The 16,639-nt window shown below is 67.5% G+C and carries 16 protein-coding genes and 3 pseudogenes; 8 read left to right on the top strand and 11 right to left on the bottom strand.

The window, feature by feature from the left end:
• Window positions 1–57: 57 nt before the first annotated feature.
• Window positions 58–1,286, bottom strand: a protein-coding gene (locus ACTWNK_RS00435) for an IS3 family transposase (RefSeq protein ID WP_474301465.1) whose coding sequence is annotated in 2 segments (ribosomal slippage) — window positions 58–968 and window positions 968–1,286 — 1,230 coding nt in all. Because the reading frame shifts where the segments join, the coding sequence is not laid out codon by codon here.
• Window positions 1,287–1,696: 410 nt separating this feature from the next.
• On the opposite strand from ACTWNK_RS00435, the gene ACTWNK_RS00430 reads away from it, so the two are divergent.
• Window positions 1,697–2,293, top strand: a complete 597-nt coding sequence (locus ACTWNK_RS00430; RefSeq protein WP_474301464.1) for a hypothetical protein — start codon at window positions 1,697–1,699, stop codon at window positions 2,291–2,293.
• A gap of 483 nt (window positions 2,294–2,776) precedes the next feature.
• Here ACTWNK_RS00430 and ACTWNK_RS00425 read toward each other — a convergent pair whose 3' ends face one another.
• Complete coding sequence (locus ACTWNK_RS00425; protein WP_474301463.1) at window positions 2,777–3,154, bottom strand: hypothetical protein; 378 nt, start codon at window positions 3,152–3,154, stop codon at window positions 2,777–2,779.
• Window positions 3,155–3,858: 704 nt separating this feature from the next.
• Between ACTWNK_RS00425 and ACTWNK_RS00420 the strand changes: the two genes are divergently transcribed.
• From ACTWNK_RS00420 to ACTWNK_RS00410, 3 genes and pseudogenes are all read left to right on the top strand, one after another.
• Window positions 3,859–6,405 (top strand): hypothetical protein, encoded by a 2,547-nt coding sequence (locus ACTWNK_RS00420; RefSeq protein ID WP_474301462.1) that lies wholly within the window; start codon window positions 3,859–3,861, stop codon window positions 6,403–6,405.
• A gap of 414 nt (window positions 6,406–6,819) precedes the next feature.
• Window positions 6,820–6,978 (top strand): annotated as a pseudogene (locus ACTWNK_RS00415) (Tn3 family transposase); the annotation flags it as partial.
• A complete protein-coding gene (locus ACTWNK_RS00410; protein ID WP_474301767.1) occupies window positions 6,977–7,108 on the top strand; it encodes a hypothetical protein in 132 nt (43 codons plus the stop codon). The pseudogene ACTWNK_RS00415 and the gene ACTWNK_RS00410, both read left to right, overlap by 2 nt.
• A gap of 58 nt (window positions 7,109–7,166) precedes the next feature.
• Here the strand turns inward: ACTWNK_RS00410 and ACTWNK_RS00405 are convergent, their stop codons facing one another.
• From ACTWNK_RS00405 to ACTWNK_RS00385, 5 genes are all read right to left on the bottom strand, one after another.
• Window positions 7,167–7,538 carry a hypothetical protein gene (locus ACTWNK_RS00405; RefSeq protein WP_474301461.1) on the bottom strand — a complete coding sequence of 124 codons (372 nt, stop codon included), beginning with the start codon at window positions 7,536–7,538 and terminating at the stop codon, window positions 7,167–7,169.
• Window positions 7,535–7,861 carry an ASCH domain-containing protein gene (locus tag ACTWNK_RS00400; RefSeq protein WP_474301750.1) on the bottom strand — a complete coding sequence of 109 codons (327 nt, stop codon included), beginning with the start codon at window positions 7,859–7,861 and terminating at the stop codon, window positions 7,535–7,537. Before ACTWNK_RS00400 ends, ACTWNK_RS00405 begins: the two co-directional genes overlap by 4 nt.
• 404 nt (window positions 7,862–8,265) lie before the next feature.
• Complete coding sequence (locus ACTWNK_RS00395) at window positions 8,266–8,982, bottom strand: hypothetical protein (protein WP_474301460.1); 717 nt, start codon at window positions 8,980–8,982, stop codon at window positions 8,266–8,268.
• A 20-nt stretch (window positions 8,983–9,002) separates the two neighbouring features.
• Complete coding sequence (locus tag ACTWNK_RS00390) at window positions 9,003–9,575, bottom strand: AAA family ATPase (RefSeq protein WP_474301459.1); 573 nt, start codon at window positions 9,573–9,575, stop codon at window positions 9,003–9,005.
• The gene (locus ACTWNK_RS00385; protein WP_474301458.1) at window positions 9,572–10,522 is read right to left on the bottom strand and encodes a hypothetical protein; all 951 of its coding nucleotides are present in this window, start codon (window positions 10,520–10,522) and stop codon (window positions 9,572–9,574) included. Before ACTWNK_RS00385 ends, ACTWNK_RS00390 begins: the two co-directional genes overlap by 4 nt.
• A gap of 260 nt (window positions 10,523–10,782) precedes the next feature.
• On the opposite strand from ACTWNK_RS00385, the gene ACTWNK_RS00380 reads away from it, so the two are divergent.
• The 4 genes and pseudogenes from ACTWNK_RS00380 to ACTWNK_RS00365 all read left to right on the top strand — a co-directional run bounded on the left by ACTWNK_RS00380 (window position 10,783) and on the right by ACTWNK_RS00365 (window position 12,480).
• Window positions 10,783–11,436 carry a recombinase family protein gene (locus ACTWNK_RS00380; protein ID WP_474301457.1) on the top strand — a complete coding sequence of 218 codons (654 nt, stop codon included), beginning with the start codon at window positions 10,783–10,785 and terminating at the stop codon, window positions 11,434–11,436.
• A complete protein-coding gene (locus tag ACTWNK_RS00375) occupies window positions 11,433–11,684 on the top strand; it encodes a hypothetical protein (RefSeq protein WP_474301456.1) in 252 nt (83 codons plus the stop codon). Before ACTWNK_RS00380 ends, ACTWNK_RS00375 begins: the two co-directional genes overlap by 4 nt.
• A gap of 104 nt (window positions 11,685–11,788) precedes the next feature.
• Window positions 11,789–11,998: pseudogene (locus ACTWNK_RS00370) on the top strand (helix-turn-helix domain-containing protein); the annotation flags it as partial.
• 359 nt (window positions 11,999–12,357) lie between these two features.
• Window positions 12,358–12,480 carry a hypothetical protein gene (locus ACTWNK_RS00365; protein WP_474301766.1) on the top strand — a complete coding sequence of 41 codons (123 nt, stop codon included), beginning with the start codon at window positions 12,358–12,360 and terminating at the stop codon, window positions 12,478–12,480.
• 200 nt (window positions 12,481–12,680) lie between these two features.
• Here the strand turns inward: ACTWNK_RS00365 and ACTWNK_RS00360 are convergent.
• The 4 genes and pseudogenes from ACTWNK_RS00360 to hemA form a co-directional block, all read right to left on the bottom strand.
• Window positions 12,681–12,848 (bottom strand): annotated as a pseudogene (locus ACTWNK_RS00360) (universal stress protein); the annotation flags it as partial.
• A 159-nt stretch (window positions 12,849–13,007) separates the two neighbouring features.
• Complete coding sequence (gene hemB, locus ACTWNK_RS00355) at window positions 13,008–14,027, bottom strand: porphobilinogen synthase (protein WP_474301455.1); 1,020 nt, start codon at window positions 14,025–14,027, stop codon at window positions 13,008–13,010.
• Window positions 14,024–14,998 (bottom strand): hydroxymethylbilane synthase, encoded by a 975-nt coding sequence (hemC, locus tag ACTWNK_RS00350; protein WP_474301454.1) that lies wholly within the window; start codon window positions 14,996–14,998, stop codon window positions 14,024–14,026. The genes hemB and hemC overlap by 4 nt, the downstream gene beginning before the upstream one ends.
• Window positions 14,995–16,257 carry a glutamyl-tRNA reductase gene (hemA, locus tag ACTWNK_RS00345; RefSeq protein WP_474301453.1) on the bottom strand — a complete coding sequence of 421 codons (1,263 nt, stop codon included), beginning with the start codon at window positions 16,255–16,257 and terminating at the stop codon, window positions 14,995–14,997. The genes hemC and hemA overlap by 4 nt, the downstream gene beginning before the upstream one ends.
• Between the last annotated feature and the right edge of the window lie 382 nt (window positions 16,258–16,639).

Raw genomic sequence — 16,639 nt, 5'->3', positions numbered from 1 at the left:
TGTAGTTCAAGCGTGCTTTCCCGAGGTGGGGGCTTCCACCTGAGGATTGGACACGGCTCATGCGGCTGGCGCCAGCGTAGTTGATGTTGGTTGGAGGGCCGCTTCGTAGGCCTGTGGCGTGCGGTGCCCGAGCGCGGAGTGGCGGCGTCGGGGGGTGTAGCGGCTGACCCAGCGGAACACCTCCAAGCGGGCGTGGCGGGCGGTCGGCCAGCTCGCTCGGCCTTGGAGTGTCTCGCGCTTCAACGTGGCATTGAGAGACTCGGCCGCCGCGTTGTCGGCGCTGGAGCCGACCGCGCCCATGGACTGGACGACGCCCAGCTCGATGCAGAGGGCCGCGAACTGTCCGCCGCTGTATTGCGCTCCGTGATCGGAGTGAAAGATCGCTCCGATCAGCCCGCCGCGGTCGCGGGCGGCGGCGCGCAGGGCGTCAGCCACCAACTCCGTGCGCATGTGGTCGGCGATCGACCAGCCCGCCAGTTTGCGCGAGCACAGATCGATCACCGTCGCCAGATACAGATGCGTGCCGTCGGCGACGGGCAGGTAGGTGATGTCGCCCACGTAGCGCTGATTCGGCGCCGCTGCGGTGAAGTCACGCTTGATCAGATCCGGCACCTTGACCACGGACGCCTCGGGCACCGTGGTGCGGACCTTCCTGCGCAGGTGGAAGCCGACGATCCGGAATGTGCGCATGATGCGCTCGACGCGCTTGCGGTTGACGATCTGGCCACGCTCACGCAGCTCGGCGGTGATGCGCGGAGATCCGTAGGTTCCCTCGTGCTCGGCATGGATGACGCGAATCTCCTCGGCGAGATCCTCGTCCTTGCGCCGCTGCTCGGCTCGTGCCGGTGCCGCCGACAGCCAGTGGTAGAAGCTCGAGCGGGCCACCCCGACGATTCGGCACAACCGCTTCACCCCGAAGGCGTTCGCGTGGTCGGCGACGAACTGGAAGCGGTTCACCAGCGCGTCTCCCCGGCGAAATACCGAGCCGCCTTGCGCAGGATGTCCCGCTCCTCCTCCAGTTCACGCACCCGTCGGCGCAGCGCGGCGTTCTCGGCCTCCACCGTCTCCAGCGAGGCCTCGCCGCCGGTGCCGGCGCTCTTCGGCCTGCGTCCCGGCCCGCCGCCCGGTTCACCCCGCTCGGTACGCGCGGATCGGATCCAGTTCCGCAACGTCTCCGGGCTGATCCCCAAGTCGGTAGCGATCCCGGCGATCATCGCTCCCGGCCTGGACTCATACAGCGCCACCGCGTCCTTCTTGAACTGCGGCGGATAGTTCTTCATCCCCAACGGGACACTCTCCCGGTCTCTCCGAACCAGCAGGGTTCAGGGTCTCAGGTGTCCAGTCCTCGGGTGGAACGCCCGTGCTCGCCGTCTATGCGCAAGCCTGCGCCGAGGGGAGGGCTCAGCCTGGTGGGATCTTCCCAGGACAACTCACTGACGAGAGCCGGTGGATGCTGAACTTTCCCACCCCACGGCACTGGCAACAGCCCTCACATCTTGACGACATTGAGGACGGCCTCGATCATCTAGCTGATGTGCCGGTCAGATGATGCATCACCAGCCTCGCCGTGCGTTGGCTGGGATGCGGCGGCGGTGTGCTTCCATAGTCGGTTGTCTGGCCGCTCATCTGAGAGAAGCTCGGGGAACTAGACATCGACATTCGGTTGTATCGCCCGGGTTCCCCGGACGCACGGGGCATGATCCCCCAGGCTCTGTCACCCAACTGGACGATGCAATTGCGTCATCTTCTTGCGGGGCTTGCTCGTTATGTGAACGCGGCGCTCGACGCCGGCGTCACCCACGTACCACGGCTGTCCCTAGTGGAAGCACACACGGTGAGCTACCTGCTCCAATGTTGTGGGATCAACTTGAGCCTTCACTTCGTCCCTCACCGGTATGGACTGTTCTCAGCCGACCTGAATCGCGTCCTGTCCGGCCTGCAAGGCCGCTACCTGATGGGGTACGGCGACGGTACAGGTGGAGCTCGCGCTGATCTTGAGATATCCCCTCACACCATGCACCACCTGTGCCGGGACACCTCCAACGACGCAGCCTTCAACGAGGCATGGAGCACCGTCGAACGCGCCATCGTCGGGTTCGAGTATCCCGAAGGGATGGAGCTCTTGGCGACTGTCCACTATCTGGCCACAACCGTCGACGGCACCACCGACCTCGACACTGTGACCCACCGCATCGCCAACTGGAACGAGCGCAATGCTCACCTGTTTCGGCGAGCCGACGTCGGCGTGGCCTCTGAGCGGCTCCATCATGCCGCCCTCATCCCGACGCGCTAGCACCTGGGCGCTGGTGAGCGCAGTCGAGACACCCGCAGCAACGTCGGCCCAGCTCTCGTCTGCACCGGAGTGGGTGGAGTTCGAATCTCCCCCGCTTACCTGCTGAAGTCGCCCTTGAAGAGGCGCCCCTGAGGGCTTCGTACCGCCCTGCGCACGACGCTAACAGCTCGTGCTGCGACGGGAAACGATCACGAGGTGGATGAGCGTTCACGCTGCAGGTACGGGAGCACACCCCCTCAGCGGATGCCTTCTCGCTGCGGATGCGGAGCGTTTCATGGCGTTCGACGGGCCAGCACGTCGGAGCGGCGAGCGTGGGTGTGCGCCAGCGTTGACAGGCGTGCAGGGAACGGATCTGGGCGGTGCGGTCGGGATGATTGACGCTGGTCAGGGTGAACGGGCTTTGCGGTCCGAAGTACGCCTCAATCGGGTTGGTCCAGAAGACGTAGGAGGCGTGAACAGCAGTTTGGCGTTGCGATTCTTGGCCTAGGTGCGGATGCGCCCGTTCTTGTGCGCCGACGGATTGTCCACCAGCGCGTCTGCCGGTGCGCCGTCCGGGCGGGCGGCCCGCAGGGAGCGCGGTGCGGCCCAGGCGTGATCGATGCCCTTGCGGGCCTGATTGACGCCCCACAGCAGGTCATCGCCGACGCAGTCGCAGCCGTGGAAGTAGCGCACGCCGTGGCTGCGGTGATAGGTGGCCGACGGCCAGTGCGCCCAGCGTGCCGCTGCGGGGGGCCGGACGCCGAGGGGGCCGATCCCGTCGAAGGCGAGGGGGCGCCTGGAGCGCTGCGTCCAGGCATAGTCGATCTCCTCTCGTTCGTCGCCGAGGCCCGCATCCTGGGACTCCTTCCAGGTTTGACACATGGGGAGGCGATAGCGCGCCGAACTGGCAGGGGGGTAGCGCCGCCCGTCCGAAGACGAAACTCCCACCAGGCAGCTCCCCGCAAGGAGTCCACGAGTTTGCGGATGGACCAGCAGGTGAAGGGGGAGAGCACGGCCGGGTGAGGGGCGGTCGTCTGCCCGACGACGAAGCCTTCGTTTCCCGAGAGTGAGCAGGCAGGGGCGGCTTCCCGCTCGCTGAGGGTCCAGGCAGACCAACCTGATCGTGTTGAAGCGATGGATCGCATCGTGCACGGTGCCCTCATCCGCCTGCACCAGTCGCGCGGTCACCGTGACAGTGTTGTCGCCGACTGAAGTCGGCAGGCTCATCCCGCTGATAGCTCATCGCGCCGCAGTGCACGATGAGCTGCAGCTTTGCCCTCCTGGTCCGTGACCCTGCAGACCGTGACCGGCTGCGCCACTGGGCCTCCAGACGGGTAATCGAAGGTGATCAGCCCATCCACCTGGCAACGCCGTCCTGCTCGCCAACCCGGTGATCGTCTCCAGCCACCGCACGGGTTGTTCTGATCTGTCTCTGCCTCTTGGCTGACTACGGCAACGGATCATGGCTGGTGAGAACTTCTCTCTACGGGTCAAGTCAGCCGCGTGCGACCGGCTGCGCGGTGTGCGGTCGCGGGGGCCTGTCGAGCCCAGCGCCACCGGTGCGGGTGGCTGTGTCCACTTGGATCTTGATTCTCTATCGATGGAGCATCACGCTGGCCCTGCGCCACCACCAATTGGTACAGCCACTATGCTATGAGGGGACTTCCCCTCCGGACACAAGGCGTGACATCTTGCCTAATGAGTACGACACGGGCAAAGCTGCACTGGACGCACTAATCCAGTGGAGCGAGGATAACGTGCCTGAAAAGTCGCGAAACGAAGCTTCGACGCGACTTCACCTTATCGACCGTCTCGTCTTTGATGTGCTTCAGTGGCCTCGCTCTGCTGTACGCGTAGAAGAACCGGCAGGAACAGGCCGTATTGATTACGCCCTAGGTGAGCCGGCGCCCCGCATGCTCATTGAGGCGAAACGTGAGGGAATTCATTTTCATCTTCCTGCCGGAACCACGACAGGCACGCACTCACTGAGCAGTCTGATAGCAGGAAGCGCCGGAGCAGAATTGCGCGATGCCGTCAATCAGGTCATCCAGTATTGTGCATCAAATGGCGTCGGCTTGGCGGCAGCCTCGAACGGCCACCAGCTTGTCTTCTTTATCGCCGTGCGTACGGATGGTGTAGCGCCCATGCAAGGGCGCGCCTTGGTATTCCCCTCACTTGTTGACATGCGAGATTCATTCAGGCTGCTATGGGACAATGCGTCTCCCGCAGCCGTAGACGCTCGCAGCCTCTACCGCAGCCTTAAAGGTACTTTCACGCCGCCACCAGAGCCGCTCTCGGTAAGTCTTGTCGACTACCCCGGACTTAAGAGGCGCAACGATCTGCAGGCAGGTCTGGACATCCTTGGCGAGCTGTTTCTCGAAGACGTCACTCGGCTTGAGGACCTGCGCGTCGATTTCCTTCGGGATTGTTATGCAAGCAGTGGCGCACTTTCGCAGTATGCTGAGATCAGCAGGAAGATTCTAAAAACCCGATACGCCCTTCTGCGAGAAGAAGAAGGTCCAGAATCGGCCCCCGTAGAAGGAAAGAAAGGCCTGACCCCTCACCTTACGCAAGATATGCTCGCCGCTGCGGCATCCAGGCGGCCGATAGTTCTGCTCGGTGATGTAGGCGCAGGGAAGACCACCTTTATTCAGCGGCTAGTAAACATAGACGCCAAAGAGATCTTTGATGACGCATTGAGCATCTACATAGATTTTGGCGCTTCGACCACATTGGGCTCGCTGAGCAAGTTTGTCGTGGAAGAGGCAGTCCGCCAGCTACTCGTCCGCTATAGCATCGATATCGAAGAATCCGATTTCGTCGAGGACGTCTATCGTCAGGACCTGGAGCGATTTGAGAAGCGACCCATCGGTCGCTTGCGCGGGATTGATCCAGTCGCCTACGAGCGTGAACGCATCGCGTATCTGCAGCGCTTGCTGGAGGATCGCGCTGATCACCTTCGGGAAAGTCTCAAAAGGCTGCGCAGTAGTCGACGCCAGCAGATCGTGGTATTCCTCGACAACATCGATCAGCGCAGCAGCGAAGACCAAGAGCAAGTATTTCTGATTGCCAATGAGCTGGCACACAACTGGCCTGCAACGGTGTTCGTGACCTTGCGGCCAGAGACTTTCTACCGCTCAAGTCGGACAGGTACGCTGTCCGGCTATCATGCACGCGTCTTTACAATCTCGCCCCCTCGTGCGGACATAATGCTTCAGCGGCGCGTTGACTTTGCGCTGAAGAATTTGCAGGACGCAGGTCGGCTGGGGTCTTATCCAGTTGGCGTAACGGTTGACAGCGAAAGCCTTATCGACTTCCTAGAGGTGCTTGCCGAGAATTTCCGGAGCAATGACAAGCTTCTTGCACTGATCGACAATATTGCAGGCGGAAATATGCGCCTAGCACTGAAGTTTGTCACAGACTTTCTCGGTAGCGGTCATGTAGACACGGCGAAGATACTTGAGCGCTATCGCGAGACCGGCCGCTATTCTATCGCCGTCCACGAGTTTCTGCGCGCGCTTCTATTTGGCGACTATAAGTACTATGATCCGGAATCCTCCCCAATCGCGAACCTCTTTCGTGTTAGCCAGCCGGATGGGCGGGAGCACTTCCTGCTACCCCTCGTCCTAAGCTTCGTTCAAGCTGCCGGAGATCAGTCGGGCGATGAAGGGTACGTGTCCGCAGACGACGTGTACGGGTTCGGTCAAAGGCTAGGGTTCAGCGCTGACCAGCTCACCGCGGCGCTCGAGTATGCCGAGACCAAGCGACTGATGGATGGCGCTCCCAGGTACTCAGCGGAAAGACGGCACCTTCACTTCAGGATCACCACGGTTGGCGCTTACACCACCAAGATTCTGATGGCCTATTTTGCCTACGTCGACGCTGTCCTTGTAGATACTCCGATTGTGGACGGGGCTTACCGTCGACTCATGGAGGATGCCCACGCGCTAACTGACCGCGTTGCGCGTGCGGAATACTTCCGAAATTACCTCAACAAGCAATGGAGTGCTATTCAGGGCGAGGGATTGCCGTGGAACTGGCCAGATACCAGCACTCAGCTAGCTGAAGACATAGGCCGCGTCGGTTCTTACGCTGACCCCGATACCTGGGGGAGACCTAAGCGCCGGTCGTAAGTATCTGGGTGCATGAGCGTGCAACGAACGGGTTGATGTTTGCACTCCTCCCCCGACGCCGCATTGTTACGTCTCTCGCGCAACGACAACTCCGTCCCTGCGGCATGGGTGTAGGCCGCGTGGAACACCGTGGGCAGGCGTTGCGGAGACGAGGTAAACACCTCCCTCAGGCCACACAGCCGGGCAGCTATCGGAGCGGGGAAGAGTGCGGCCGTGGGATGAAAGGCCGCCCATCTCGGAGGCGACAGCGCGAGGCAAGGTCGCTAGCGCGCCAGGTGCAACAACCGCGCCGCCGTTGCTTGTGAGTTGTCACGAACAGGGCCTCGCAGGTCTGCCAAGCGTGGGGTGAAAGTCACCGACCTGCAGTGGGCGGACCACCACCCGCAGAGGGCTGATCTTGTCCCCGAAGGGTACACCGGGACCGTGCGGGCCTACGACGTCGTCACCATGCTGCAGCGCGACGGCCACCCGACCGCGCTCGGCGAGGCGATCGCCGCCTACGGCCGGATCTTCAAGTCCCTGCACATCCTGCAGTTCATCGACGTCGACGAGACCTACCGGCGCGACATCAATGGCCCGGCTGTCGCCCTTCGTGCACTCCCACGTCGGCGTCCACGGCACCTTCGCCCTCCCCGACCTCGCGCCCGGCGCGATCCGCGACCTGCGCGATCCCGACGCCGACTCCGACGACGACGAGATCTGACACGAGCGCCACGACCCCCTGTCTGACCTGGGGCCGTGGCGTTGTTCTCAGTGTGGTTTTAGAAACTGAAGATCGAATGAGGCGTTCTACCGGCCGGTGGCATCGGAGGGGGCGCCTGGTCCAGGATCGCGGCGATCGCCTCGTCGACCAGGGTGCCGGGGCCGGTCAGCCGCTCGCCCGCGTCGTCGCCGGGATGGATGTGGGCGCGCAGCAGCGCGAGCGTGCCGGCGGTCCCGTCGGCGGCGTACTCGGTGGCCTCCTCGACCTCGGCGCGGCTGACGAAGAGCAGGCTCGGCTCGGAGTCGGAGTCTCCGGCGCAGACCGCGACCCGGAACGACGTGTCCAGTCCGTCCGGTAGGGACGCGGCCAGCTCGGTCAGCAGGTCGATCATCAAATCGACCGTTGTCGGGTCCTTCTCCCGCGCGGTCACACCGGCTCCTCGATCAGCTCGATCTCGATGGCCAGCACGCCCAGGGCCTCCTTCTCCGGGCCGTAGATGCGGCGGATGTTAGCGAGTTGCTGGTCGCGGGGGCTGGTCGGGTTCACCCGCGTGGGACCTTCGGCGTCGAGCATCTCCTCGAACGAGCCGTACCGGGCGACGCGCTTGACCCTGGTGAGGGCCTCATCGCGGCCGCACACGAAGCGGATGTGGTCGCTGGCGGACAGGTTGCGCAGGTTGGGGTACTGGACGCGGACCTCGATCGTCTTGGTGCCGTTCGCGACGAGGTCGAAGTAGCGGCGATAGAGGTTCATCTCGCGGGCGCGTACGCCCGTGGTGGTGGCGGGGCGTGCGGTCATGATCCTGTCCAGTTCGGCGGTGGTGTAGGAGCGGTAGAAGTGCTTGGGGTCGGCGATCATCTTGCCGACCAGCCAGACCATGGCGTCGACGAGGGAGTCGGTGTCGCCGTCCCAGTCGGTGACGTCGAGCATCCAGGGCCGGGCGCCGGGCGGGATCGTGGCCCTGCCGTCCCGGATCAGGGACTTCGACAGCTTGGCGCCGGTGTCGGTGAGCACCATCGGCGTGAACACCCTCGGGGGCGGGGCCAACCCGAGCAGCTGCGCGAACGCCTCGTCGACGAGCTGGCAGCCGTACGCCCAGTCGCCGCCCTTCACCATGACCGACAGGGTCACGTGGTCGCGGACGGCCAGGCGCTCCTTCACCAGGTTCCGGTACAGGGTGGCCAGGTCCAGGTAGGCGCTGGTGTCGGCGGTGACCGCGATCTCGTAGTCGCCGTGGTCGGTGCAGACCGCGGCGAAGTCCGCGCCACCCGACCCGGTGCGCAACAGCCGCGTGCGCTCGGCCCGCTTTCTGCCCACCCGCAACTCGGGCAGGGCAGCCGGATGTGGACCTGGCCGTGCGAGGGCTCCAGTGGCCACCGGATCTGGTCGAGGCAGCTGAGGGTGGCGAGGAACTCGTGTCGGAAGGCGGGGTCGGCCTGCTGGCTGGTGTAGGTCTCGATCTCGTAGTCGACACCGGTCGCATCCGCCAGGGAGTCGAACATCGCCCGGTAGTACTTCCCGAGCAGGTCCTCCACCCCGTCCGCGCCGAGCCCGTGGAAGTAGGTGGTCTGATAGGCGTGGTGTGTCTCCGGGTCGAGACGGACGTCGTAGGGGGCGTTGTCGAGCGCGCCGAACCGGACGATCGTGTCGACGCCGAAGGCCCGCTTGCTCTGCTTGGCCAGCAGGAACGCCGCCGTCTGCACCAGGGACGTGCCGCGGTGGGGAGCGCCGTTGATCTGGGTGCCGACGCAGAACGCGACCCGGTCAGGGTTGGTGGCCTGCAGGCGGCGTCGCACCATGTCGACGCTGCGGCGGATCGCGTTGGCCAGGACGTTGTTCGGGCTGACGATCTCCAAGCCGTTGGTGCCGTTCATCGAGGATCGTGCCCTTCTGCTCAGATGGCGGGGACGGGGAGCTGGGCGCAGATGAAGTCGATCCGGCGGCGCGGCTCGTCGGCCGGGACGAAGATCGGCTTGTAGCCGGCGTCGTAGTAGCCCTGGACGATCAGCTCGTGGACGCGGCGGATCTCCCGTTCCGTGGCCCACACCAGGTCGTCCTCGGAGTCGAAGTCGTCCAGGCCGTCCAGCACGAACACCGCGTCGTAGCGGTATATCCGGGTCGCCTCCTCCAGCTCGGGGTAGGGGCGCAGCCCGAAGAAGGCGTCCCACCCGTACCCATCGGGGATGCCGCGGTTGTAGAACCGCAGGTCCGCCTTGTGGTCGCAGAACTCCGCGACGAACGAGGCCAGGACGTCGCGGGAGTACTCCTGCCGATCACCGACCTGGAGATGTCGGCCGAGCCGGTCACGGTGCTTACGGTAGATCTCCCGGGCGGGCTCGCCCTCGGTCGACGGGATCTCCATCTCGTGGAGCAGGCCGAACACGGCCTCCTTGCCCGAGGACGGGCCGCCGGTGATGACGTACCGGCGCGGCGGCGTGTTGGGGTTGAGGAGCTGGTCGAGGCTCATGCGTGCGGTCCTTCTTCTCGTTCGCGATCGGGGCCGGTCCTCGGGGCGCGGCCGGTCAGCGCCTGCTGCCAGGTCGAGATGAGCAGCGGGCCGCCCGTGGCGCAGGCCAGCGCGGTCAGGAAGTCGAGCGCGCCGGTTTCGGGAGTGGCGACCTGGACCAGCAGGAGTTCCTGGGCGGGCGTCAGCTCGGGGGTCCAGCCGGCCGACGCGGCGATCTGCTCCGGGCGCAGGTCGCCGCCGACCTTGCTGTGCAGGAGGACCTGCCCGTAGGCGGCCCGGTAGCGGGCCGAGTAGTGCAGGACCGCCGCGTGCCGCCACAACGCGGACGCCGCGGCCGCGACCAGCTCGTCTCCCGAACCCATGCTGACCAACGCCGCGGTCCGCAGGAGCTCGGCGCGCAGCAGGTACACCGCGCCCCACAAGGCGGCCACGGCCTGCTGGTGCTCGACGGCCTCCCAAGCGAACACGTCGGCCGGGAGCACCAGGGGCCGGTGAGCGGGATACAGGACCGGCGCGACCACAGCGGAGGCATCGCCGGCGCGCCCGAGCAGACCGACCAACAGGCTCCAGATCTTCGGCTCGATCCGCTTGCGGAAGTGGTGCAGTTCGTACCCGCTGGCCTTCGCAGCGCCCTCACGCCGCACCGTCAGCCGCGCGCCCGCCATCGAGGAGTCGGTGCCCAGCAGCAGTGCAGCCGCAGGGGCGAGCTCGTGGTTCAGCCGCTGGACTTCCTCGCGCAGAGCCGCCTCCAGCGCGCGGGCCAGGCTGGCGCGGTCCCCGGGGTCCAGCGCCCGGGCACGGACGGCGGGCAGTGCCAGCAGATGCGGGCCCGCCCGGTCGGGGTGGATCGGCAGCCCGTACCGCACGACCGCCCGCATTTCCTCGTAGAGCTCCAGCAGCGGACTCTCCTCCCGATCGGGAGGCACGGAGATCTTGGAAAGGGTCACGCCCCAGCATCCCACACGATGCCCAGAAAATACCCAATCCTGAGCCCATGAATTGCCCAGAACCGTTCCCGTCACGGGTGCGGAATCGTTCGTTTGCGCCCCCGCCGCCGATCCCATCGCGAACGCGCACTCGACCTGCCGGAAGGTGGCGCCGATCCAATCAGATCCGATCCCTACTTACGCCCCCCCCGATTCCGCCCCCAAAGATGGGTCGGCGAACCCGCCGAACCCGCTCGGCGGCCCGGGACGGAGGACCGACGATGGACCGGATCTCCCTGCGGCACTCCACCGACAAGCAGACCGACGCCCGCCAGCGGCCCGCCCTGGCCGCGCTGATCGCCTCCGGCGCCCCCGTCTACGACGACCCCGCCACCTCCACCCGGCAGCTGTCCCTCGACCGCGCCGGGTTCACCGCTCTCCTGCACGAGGCCGCCGTCGGCGGCACGATCCGCATCGCCGACGCCGCCCGCCTGTTGCGCTCCGTCGCCGACATCCTCGCCCTGCGCCCCGTCCTCATCCGCGGCCTGCACCTGCGCGTCGAATCCGGACTGCTGTCCGGGATCGACCTGGCCGCCGACGACCCCGGCACCAAGATGATGGTCAACATGCTCGCCTCGGTCCTGGAATTCCAACGCGACATGATCAGCGAGAACATCCGGCAAGGCGTCGCCGCCGCCGGGGCCTCCGGCAAGACCTTCGGACGACCCGCCCGCCTCGACGACAGCGCGGCCGCCGACGTCGTCACCGCCTACCAGCAGGGCGCCGCCGTCAAAGCCCTCGCCCGACAGCACCACGTCGCCCCCAAGACCATCCGCCGCGTCTGGACACCGCAGGAGCCCGCCGGCTCCCCGACGACCTCGACACACCCGCCGCCCTCACCGACCCGCCCGCTCCGGACACCGACACGCCGGTGACGCTCGACCTGCCCGGCCTGCTCGCCGACCACCTGCGGGCCGACGGCGACGACACCATCCGCCAGGCGCTCATCTGGGGGCGGATCATCCGCCGCGGCCAGGGCTACTGCATCCGCCTCACCGCGCCGCTCGCCGTCCACCACAACGCCCTGCAGCAGAGCACGGCCCTGGCCGCCACCGACGCCACGACCGCCGCCCGCAAGGCCCACCGCGTCTACACCACCCGCATCCACACCGCCCAGCAGTAGCCCGTGGCTCGTCCACCTGCATTGCCCCGGCCAGTGGCGCTAAGCCGCGCCCCGGCGGCTCACTAACGCCACTTCTCGGGCGGTTGCAGCTCAAGCCCCGCAACGTGGCGGTGGTGGCCCGGTTGCGGCTGAATCGCGAGACGGCGGCCCGCTGGCGCAGCCGGTTCCTGGCTCGCCGACTAGACGGGCTGTGCGATGAGCCCGTGCCTGGCGGGCCGCGCACCATGACCGACACCCAGGTGGAGGAGGTGGTGATGCGCACGTTGGAGGGGGTGCCGTCCGGGTCCGCGCACTGGTCCAAGCGGGAAACGGCCCGCCGGGTGGGCATCGCGGCGAGCAGTGTGCTGCACACCTGGCAGGCGTTCGGGCTGCAGCCTTGGCGCACCGAGGGCTTCAAGATCTCGGCCGATCGGTTGCTGATCGACAAGATCCGGGAGATGGCTGGACTGTGTCCGGCCCTGTCCGCGCATGCCGCGGTGTTCGCCGTCGATGAGAAACCTCAGATTCGGGCGTTGCAGCGGAGCGCTCCGGTCCTGCCGATGCTGCCCGGTGTGCCTGAGCGGCGCAGCTTCGACCATGTCCGGCACGGCACCGTCGATCTGCTCGCCGCCTTGAACACGGCCACCGGCGCAAGCTGTCGGCGCGGCATCGCGCCGTCGGCTTCCGCGACTTCGTGCAGGAGATCGACCGCCAGGTCGAACCGGGCTTGGCGGTTCGTCTCATCTGCGACAACCTGTCCACCCACAAGGCGCCGGTGGTGCACGCCCGGCTGCTGGCCCACCCGCGCTTCGCGTGAACGTCACCCCGACCTCATCCTCGATCAACCAGATCGAGCGCTGGTTCGCCGAGCTGGAGCGCCGCTGCCTGGAGCGCAGCACCTCCTGCTCCCCGGACGCTCAAGAGCGCGCTGGAGGAGTGGATCAAGATCTGGAACGAGAACACCAAGCCGTTCAGCTAGACCAAGACCGCCGGCCAGACCCTCGATCGCATCTGCCACTACTGCGATCGAAGCGCGTCGTGTGAGCGCACCATCGCTGGCGGGCACGGCATGGTGCAGCATGCCTGGCTGAGCGAGCCGAGGAGCATCCCGGCGACCTCGCCGTGCCCGCGCGAGCCGACCACGAGCAGGCCTGCCGCCCCCGCCACCTGCCGCAGCGCCTGAGCCGAGTCTCCTCGACGACCTCCTCGACCCCCCGCGCACCAGGATGCCGCTCCCGCATTCTGGCCAGAGCCTCCTTCAGCAGCCTGACCTCACCTGCTCCGAGCGCGACGGCATCCAGCCCAAGAGACGGTGGCGCGGGGCTCGGCTGGACAAAGAGCTTTTCACGGAGCGGGCCTGGCACGGCACCTGTCACGGGTGAGGCTCCGAGCTGTCTCAGTGGCCCAATAGGTGAGGATCATGTCGGCTCCGGCCCGGCGGATCGCGACGAGCGATTCCATGATCACTCGCTCCCTGTCGATCCAGCCGCCTGCCGCCGCCGCCTCGACCATCGCGTACTCGCCGCTCACCTGGTACGCCGCGACCGGCACGTCGACCACGTCTCGGACCTGGCGCAACACGTCCAGGTAGGCCAGGGCCGGCTTGACCATCACCATGTCGGCGCCCTCGGCCAGGTCCAGGCGCACCTCGCGCAGCGGCTCCCCGATCGGCCCCGCCGGGTCCTGCTGGTAGGCGCTGCGGTCGCCGAACTGCGGCGCGCACTCGGCCGCCTCCCGGAAGGGGCCGAAGAAGGCGGAGGCGAACTTCACGGAGTACGCCATGATGGGCAGCTGCTCGAACCCGGCGCCGTCGAGCGCCGTCCTGATCGCGCCCACCTGGCCGTCCATCATGCCGCTCGGCGCGATGACCTGCGAGCCCGCCCGTGCCTGCGCCACGGCGGCGGCGGCGTAACGCTCCAACGTGGCGTCGTTGTCCACCTCGCCGTCGGCGGTCAGCAGGCCGCAGTGGCCGTGGTCGGTGAACTCGTCGAGACAGGTGTCGGTGATCACCACCAGCTCGTCGCCGACCTCGGCCCGCACGTCCGCCACCGCCACCTGCACGATGCCGTCGGGGTCGTCGGCCGCCGAGCCGCGCGCGTCCTTCACCGCCGGGATGCCGAACAGGATGAGCCCGCCCACCCCCGCCTGCGCCGCCTCGTGCGCGGCCTTGCGCAGCGAGTCGCGGGTGTGCTGCACCACGCCCGGCATCGAGCCGATCGGGTGCGGCGCCTCGATGCCCTCCTTGACGAACAGCGGCAGGATCAGATCGGCGGCATGCAGCCGCGTGCCCGCCACCATGCGCCGCATCGCCCCGTCGCGACGCAGCCGCCTTGGCCTGGCCGCAGGGTAGGAAGGGGCGCTCATCGGTGTTCTCCGCCGCCGCTGTCCCCCGGCGGCTGCAGGTGGCGTGAGGAGGCAAGCGCTGCAGGGCCGGCTGTCATGAGGTCGCGGGCGCCTTCGGCGAGCATCTGCAGGCCGACGGCGAAACCGAGTTCGGCGGGGAACTGGGCGGCGCCGACGTTGGCGCGCCGGATGCAGGCGCCGCCGTCGGCGCTGATCGCGATGGCGCTCAGGTGCAGGGTGAGTCCTTCGACGCCGGCGTGGGCGCCGACGGGTGCCGAGCAGCCCGCCTCCAGCACCCGAAGCACCTTGCGTTCGGCTTCGACGGCGGCGCGGGTGCGGGCGTCATCGAGGCCTGACAGGGCGCCGATGAGGGCGGTGCGGGTGCTGAGACACTCGACGGCGAGGGCGCCTTGGCCGGGGGCGGGCAGCATCTGGTCGAGGTCGAAGAAGGTGGCGATCTCGGGGGTGCGCTGCAGGCGGGCCAAGGCTGCGGCGGCCAGGACGACGGCGTGCAGTTCACCGGCGGTGACTTTGCCGATGCGGGTGCCGGCGTTGCCGCGGACCGCAACGTAGTCCAGGTCGGGGCGCAGGGCACGCAGCATGGCGATGCGGCGGGGCGAGCCGGTGCCGACCTTCGCCCCGGGAGCAAGGTCGGTGAACGGTGTCGGGCCGACGAGGGCGTCGCGGGGGTCGGCGCGGGCGGGCACGGCGGCCAGGGTGAAGCGGGTGTCGGGCTGGGTGGGCAGGTCCTTGAGGGAGTGCACGACGGCGTCGACGGCGCCGCGGGCGAGTTGCTCGCGCAGGTCGGCGACGAACAACCCGTCGCCGCCGATGCGGGCCAGGGCGCTGGTGGTGACGTCGCCCCAGGTGGTGATGCCGACGAGGTCGACCGGGTGGCGGGTGAGGGCGGTGTAGGCGTCGGCGACGAGGCGGGCTTGGGCCATGGCCAGGGGGCTGCGGCGGGTGCCCAGGCGCAGCGGGGGGCGGCTCATGCGGGCAGCTTCGGCGTGCCGGTGGCGGTGCGGAGGTCGAACAGGTCGACGACGGCTTGGTGGTAGCTGCTGGGAGGTGCTTCGGCCAGTTGTTTGAGGCGGACGGTGGGGGTGTGCACGAGTTTGGCGGCCACCCGGTGCAGGCTGAGATGCAGGGCGCGGCGCACGCCCTGATCGAGGTCGGGCAGGCGGGCCAGCAGCCGGGCGAGTTCGGCGTTGACGACGTCGGCGGCAGCTTGCTGGAGTGCGGCGACGGCTGGGGTGAGGCGGGCGGCGCGTTCGCAGTCGCGGTAGGCGGCGCATTCGCCGTCGATGATCGCGCGGACGGCGCCCACGCTGCTGGGAGTTCCTGCGGCGGCGCGGGCGGCTTTGATCTGGGCCAGGTTGATCAGGCGTACTCCGCTGCGGCGGCCGACGGCGGGGCTGATGTCGTGCGGCATGGCCAGGTCGAGCAGGGTGATAGGGGTGCTGATCGGGCTGGGGCCGATCATGGCCGGGGTGATGAGCGGTGTGCCGGAGCCGACGCAGGTGATGACCAGGTCGGCCTTGGCCAGGTGGTGGCCTGCCTGGTGCAGGGGCAGGGCGTGTGCGCCGACGGTGGCGGCGAGCTTGTGGGCGCGGGCCAGGGTGCGGTTGGCGATGGTGAGGCTGGCGGCTCCGGCCCGGGTGACGGTGGCGGCGGCCAGGGCGCTGAGGGCGCCGGCGCCTATCAGCAGCACGCGCCGGCCGTGCAGGGGGCCGGCCAGGGCGAGCCCGGCGCTGAGCAGGGAGGCGCCTTCGGCGTCGATGGCGGTTTCGGTGCGCGCTCGTTTGCCGACGCGTAGCGCCTGCTGCATCAGCTGGTTGAGTTCGGCGCCGATGCTGGCGTGGATTTGGGCGCGGGTGAGCGCATCGCGCAGCTGGCCGAGGATCTGGCTTTCGCCGACGACGATGGAGTCCAGGCCGCAGGCGAGGGTGAACACGTGCCGCACCGCCTCGTCGTTGCATCGGATGCGCAGGTGCGGGGCGAGGTGGCCGGGGGGCAGGCCGGCGTGCTGGGCGAGCATGCCGGTGATGGCGGCGCCGGCGGTGTGCAGGTGGCGGGCGGCGGCGTAGACCTCGAGGCGGTTGCAGGTGGACAGCACGAGCGCTTGGCTCACCTCGGGGTGGCGCCGGATGCGTTCTTGCAGGCCGAGCAGGGCCGCCCCGGTGGCGTGGGCGCGCTCGAGCAGGCTGATGGGGGCGCTGTGGTGGCTGATGCCGATGGCCAGCAGGTTCACTGGCGCCTCACTCTCTCGGATGGGTGCCTTCGGACGGAAGGAGGGGAATGCGGCGTCCGCGTCAGGGCGACGAGCACGACCTTACGGACAAAGATGGCCCTTGTCAGGAAATTATCAAGGATGCTGTCAAACGCTTGTCAGGGCAGATACTGTGGCGAGCCTTACCTCATTGAGAAAGGCCAGTCAGATGGAATGTCATGCCTTGTCGGTGTTCTCAACCCGCGACGCCCAGGCGTCCTCGCCCCCGGTGGCGCCCACCGGACAACCGGTCCGCCCCTGCTCGCACCGCACGCTTCCCGCAACCGAAGACGGTGGTCGACGGCGTGTGAACTGCTCGAAGGTCACCGCCCGGCAGCGGCAAACCCTGCGCCGGGGCCCCAAC

Source organism: Nonomuraea sp. IBHARD001 (genome assembly GCF_056106265.1).
Note: the sequence above shows the minus strand (reverse complement) of the source record. Positions and strands in the feature narration are given on the sequence as shown.

Excerpts from the sequence above, each read along its gene's own strand:
- ACTWNK_RS00390 (WP_474301459.1), bottom strand. The coding sequence starts at position 9,575 with ATGAGCCTCGACCAGCTCCTCAACCCCAACACGCCGCCGCGCCGGTAC.
- ACTWNK_RS00425 (WP_474301463.1), bottom strand. The coding sequence starts at position 3,154 with ATGTGTCAAACCTGGAAGGAGTCCCAGGATGCGGGCCTCGGCGACGAA.
- ACTWNK_RS00430 (WP_474301464.1), top strand. The coding sequence starts at position 1,697 with ATGATCCCCCAGGCTCTGTCACCCAACTGGACGATGCAATTGCGTCAT.
- hemB (WP_474301455.1), bottom strand. The coding sequence starts at position 14,027 with ATGAGCGCCCCTTCCTACCCTGCGGCCAGGCCAAGGCGGCTGCGTCGC.
- ACTWNK_RS00380 (WP_474301457.1), top strand. The coding sequence starts at position 10,783 with ATGGACCGGATCTCCCTGCGGCACTCCACCGACAAGCAGACCGACGCC.
- hemC (WP_474301454.1), bottom strand. The coding sequence starts at position 14,998 with ATGAGCCGCCCCCCGCTGCGCCTGGGCACCCGCCGCAGCCCCCTGGCC.
- ACTWNK_RS00410 (WP_474301767.1), top strand. The coding sequence starts at position 6,977 with ATGGCCCGGCTGTCGCCCTTCGTGCACTCCCACGTCGGCGTCCACGGC.
- ACTWNK_RS00400 (WP_474301750.1), bottom strand. The coding sequence starts at position 7,861 with ATGAACCTCTATCGCCGCTACTTCGACCTCGTCGCGAACGGCACCAAG.
- ACTWNK_RS00395 (WP_474301460.1), bottom strand. The coding sequence starts at position 8,982 with ATGAACGGCACCAACGGCTTGGAGATCGTCAGCCCGAACAACGTCCTG.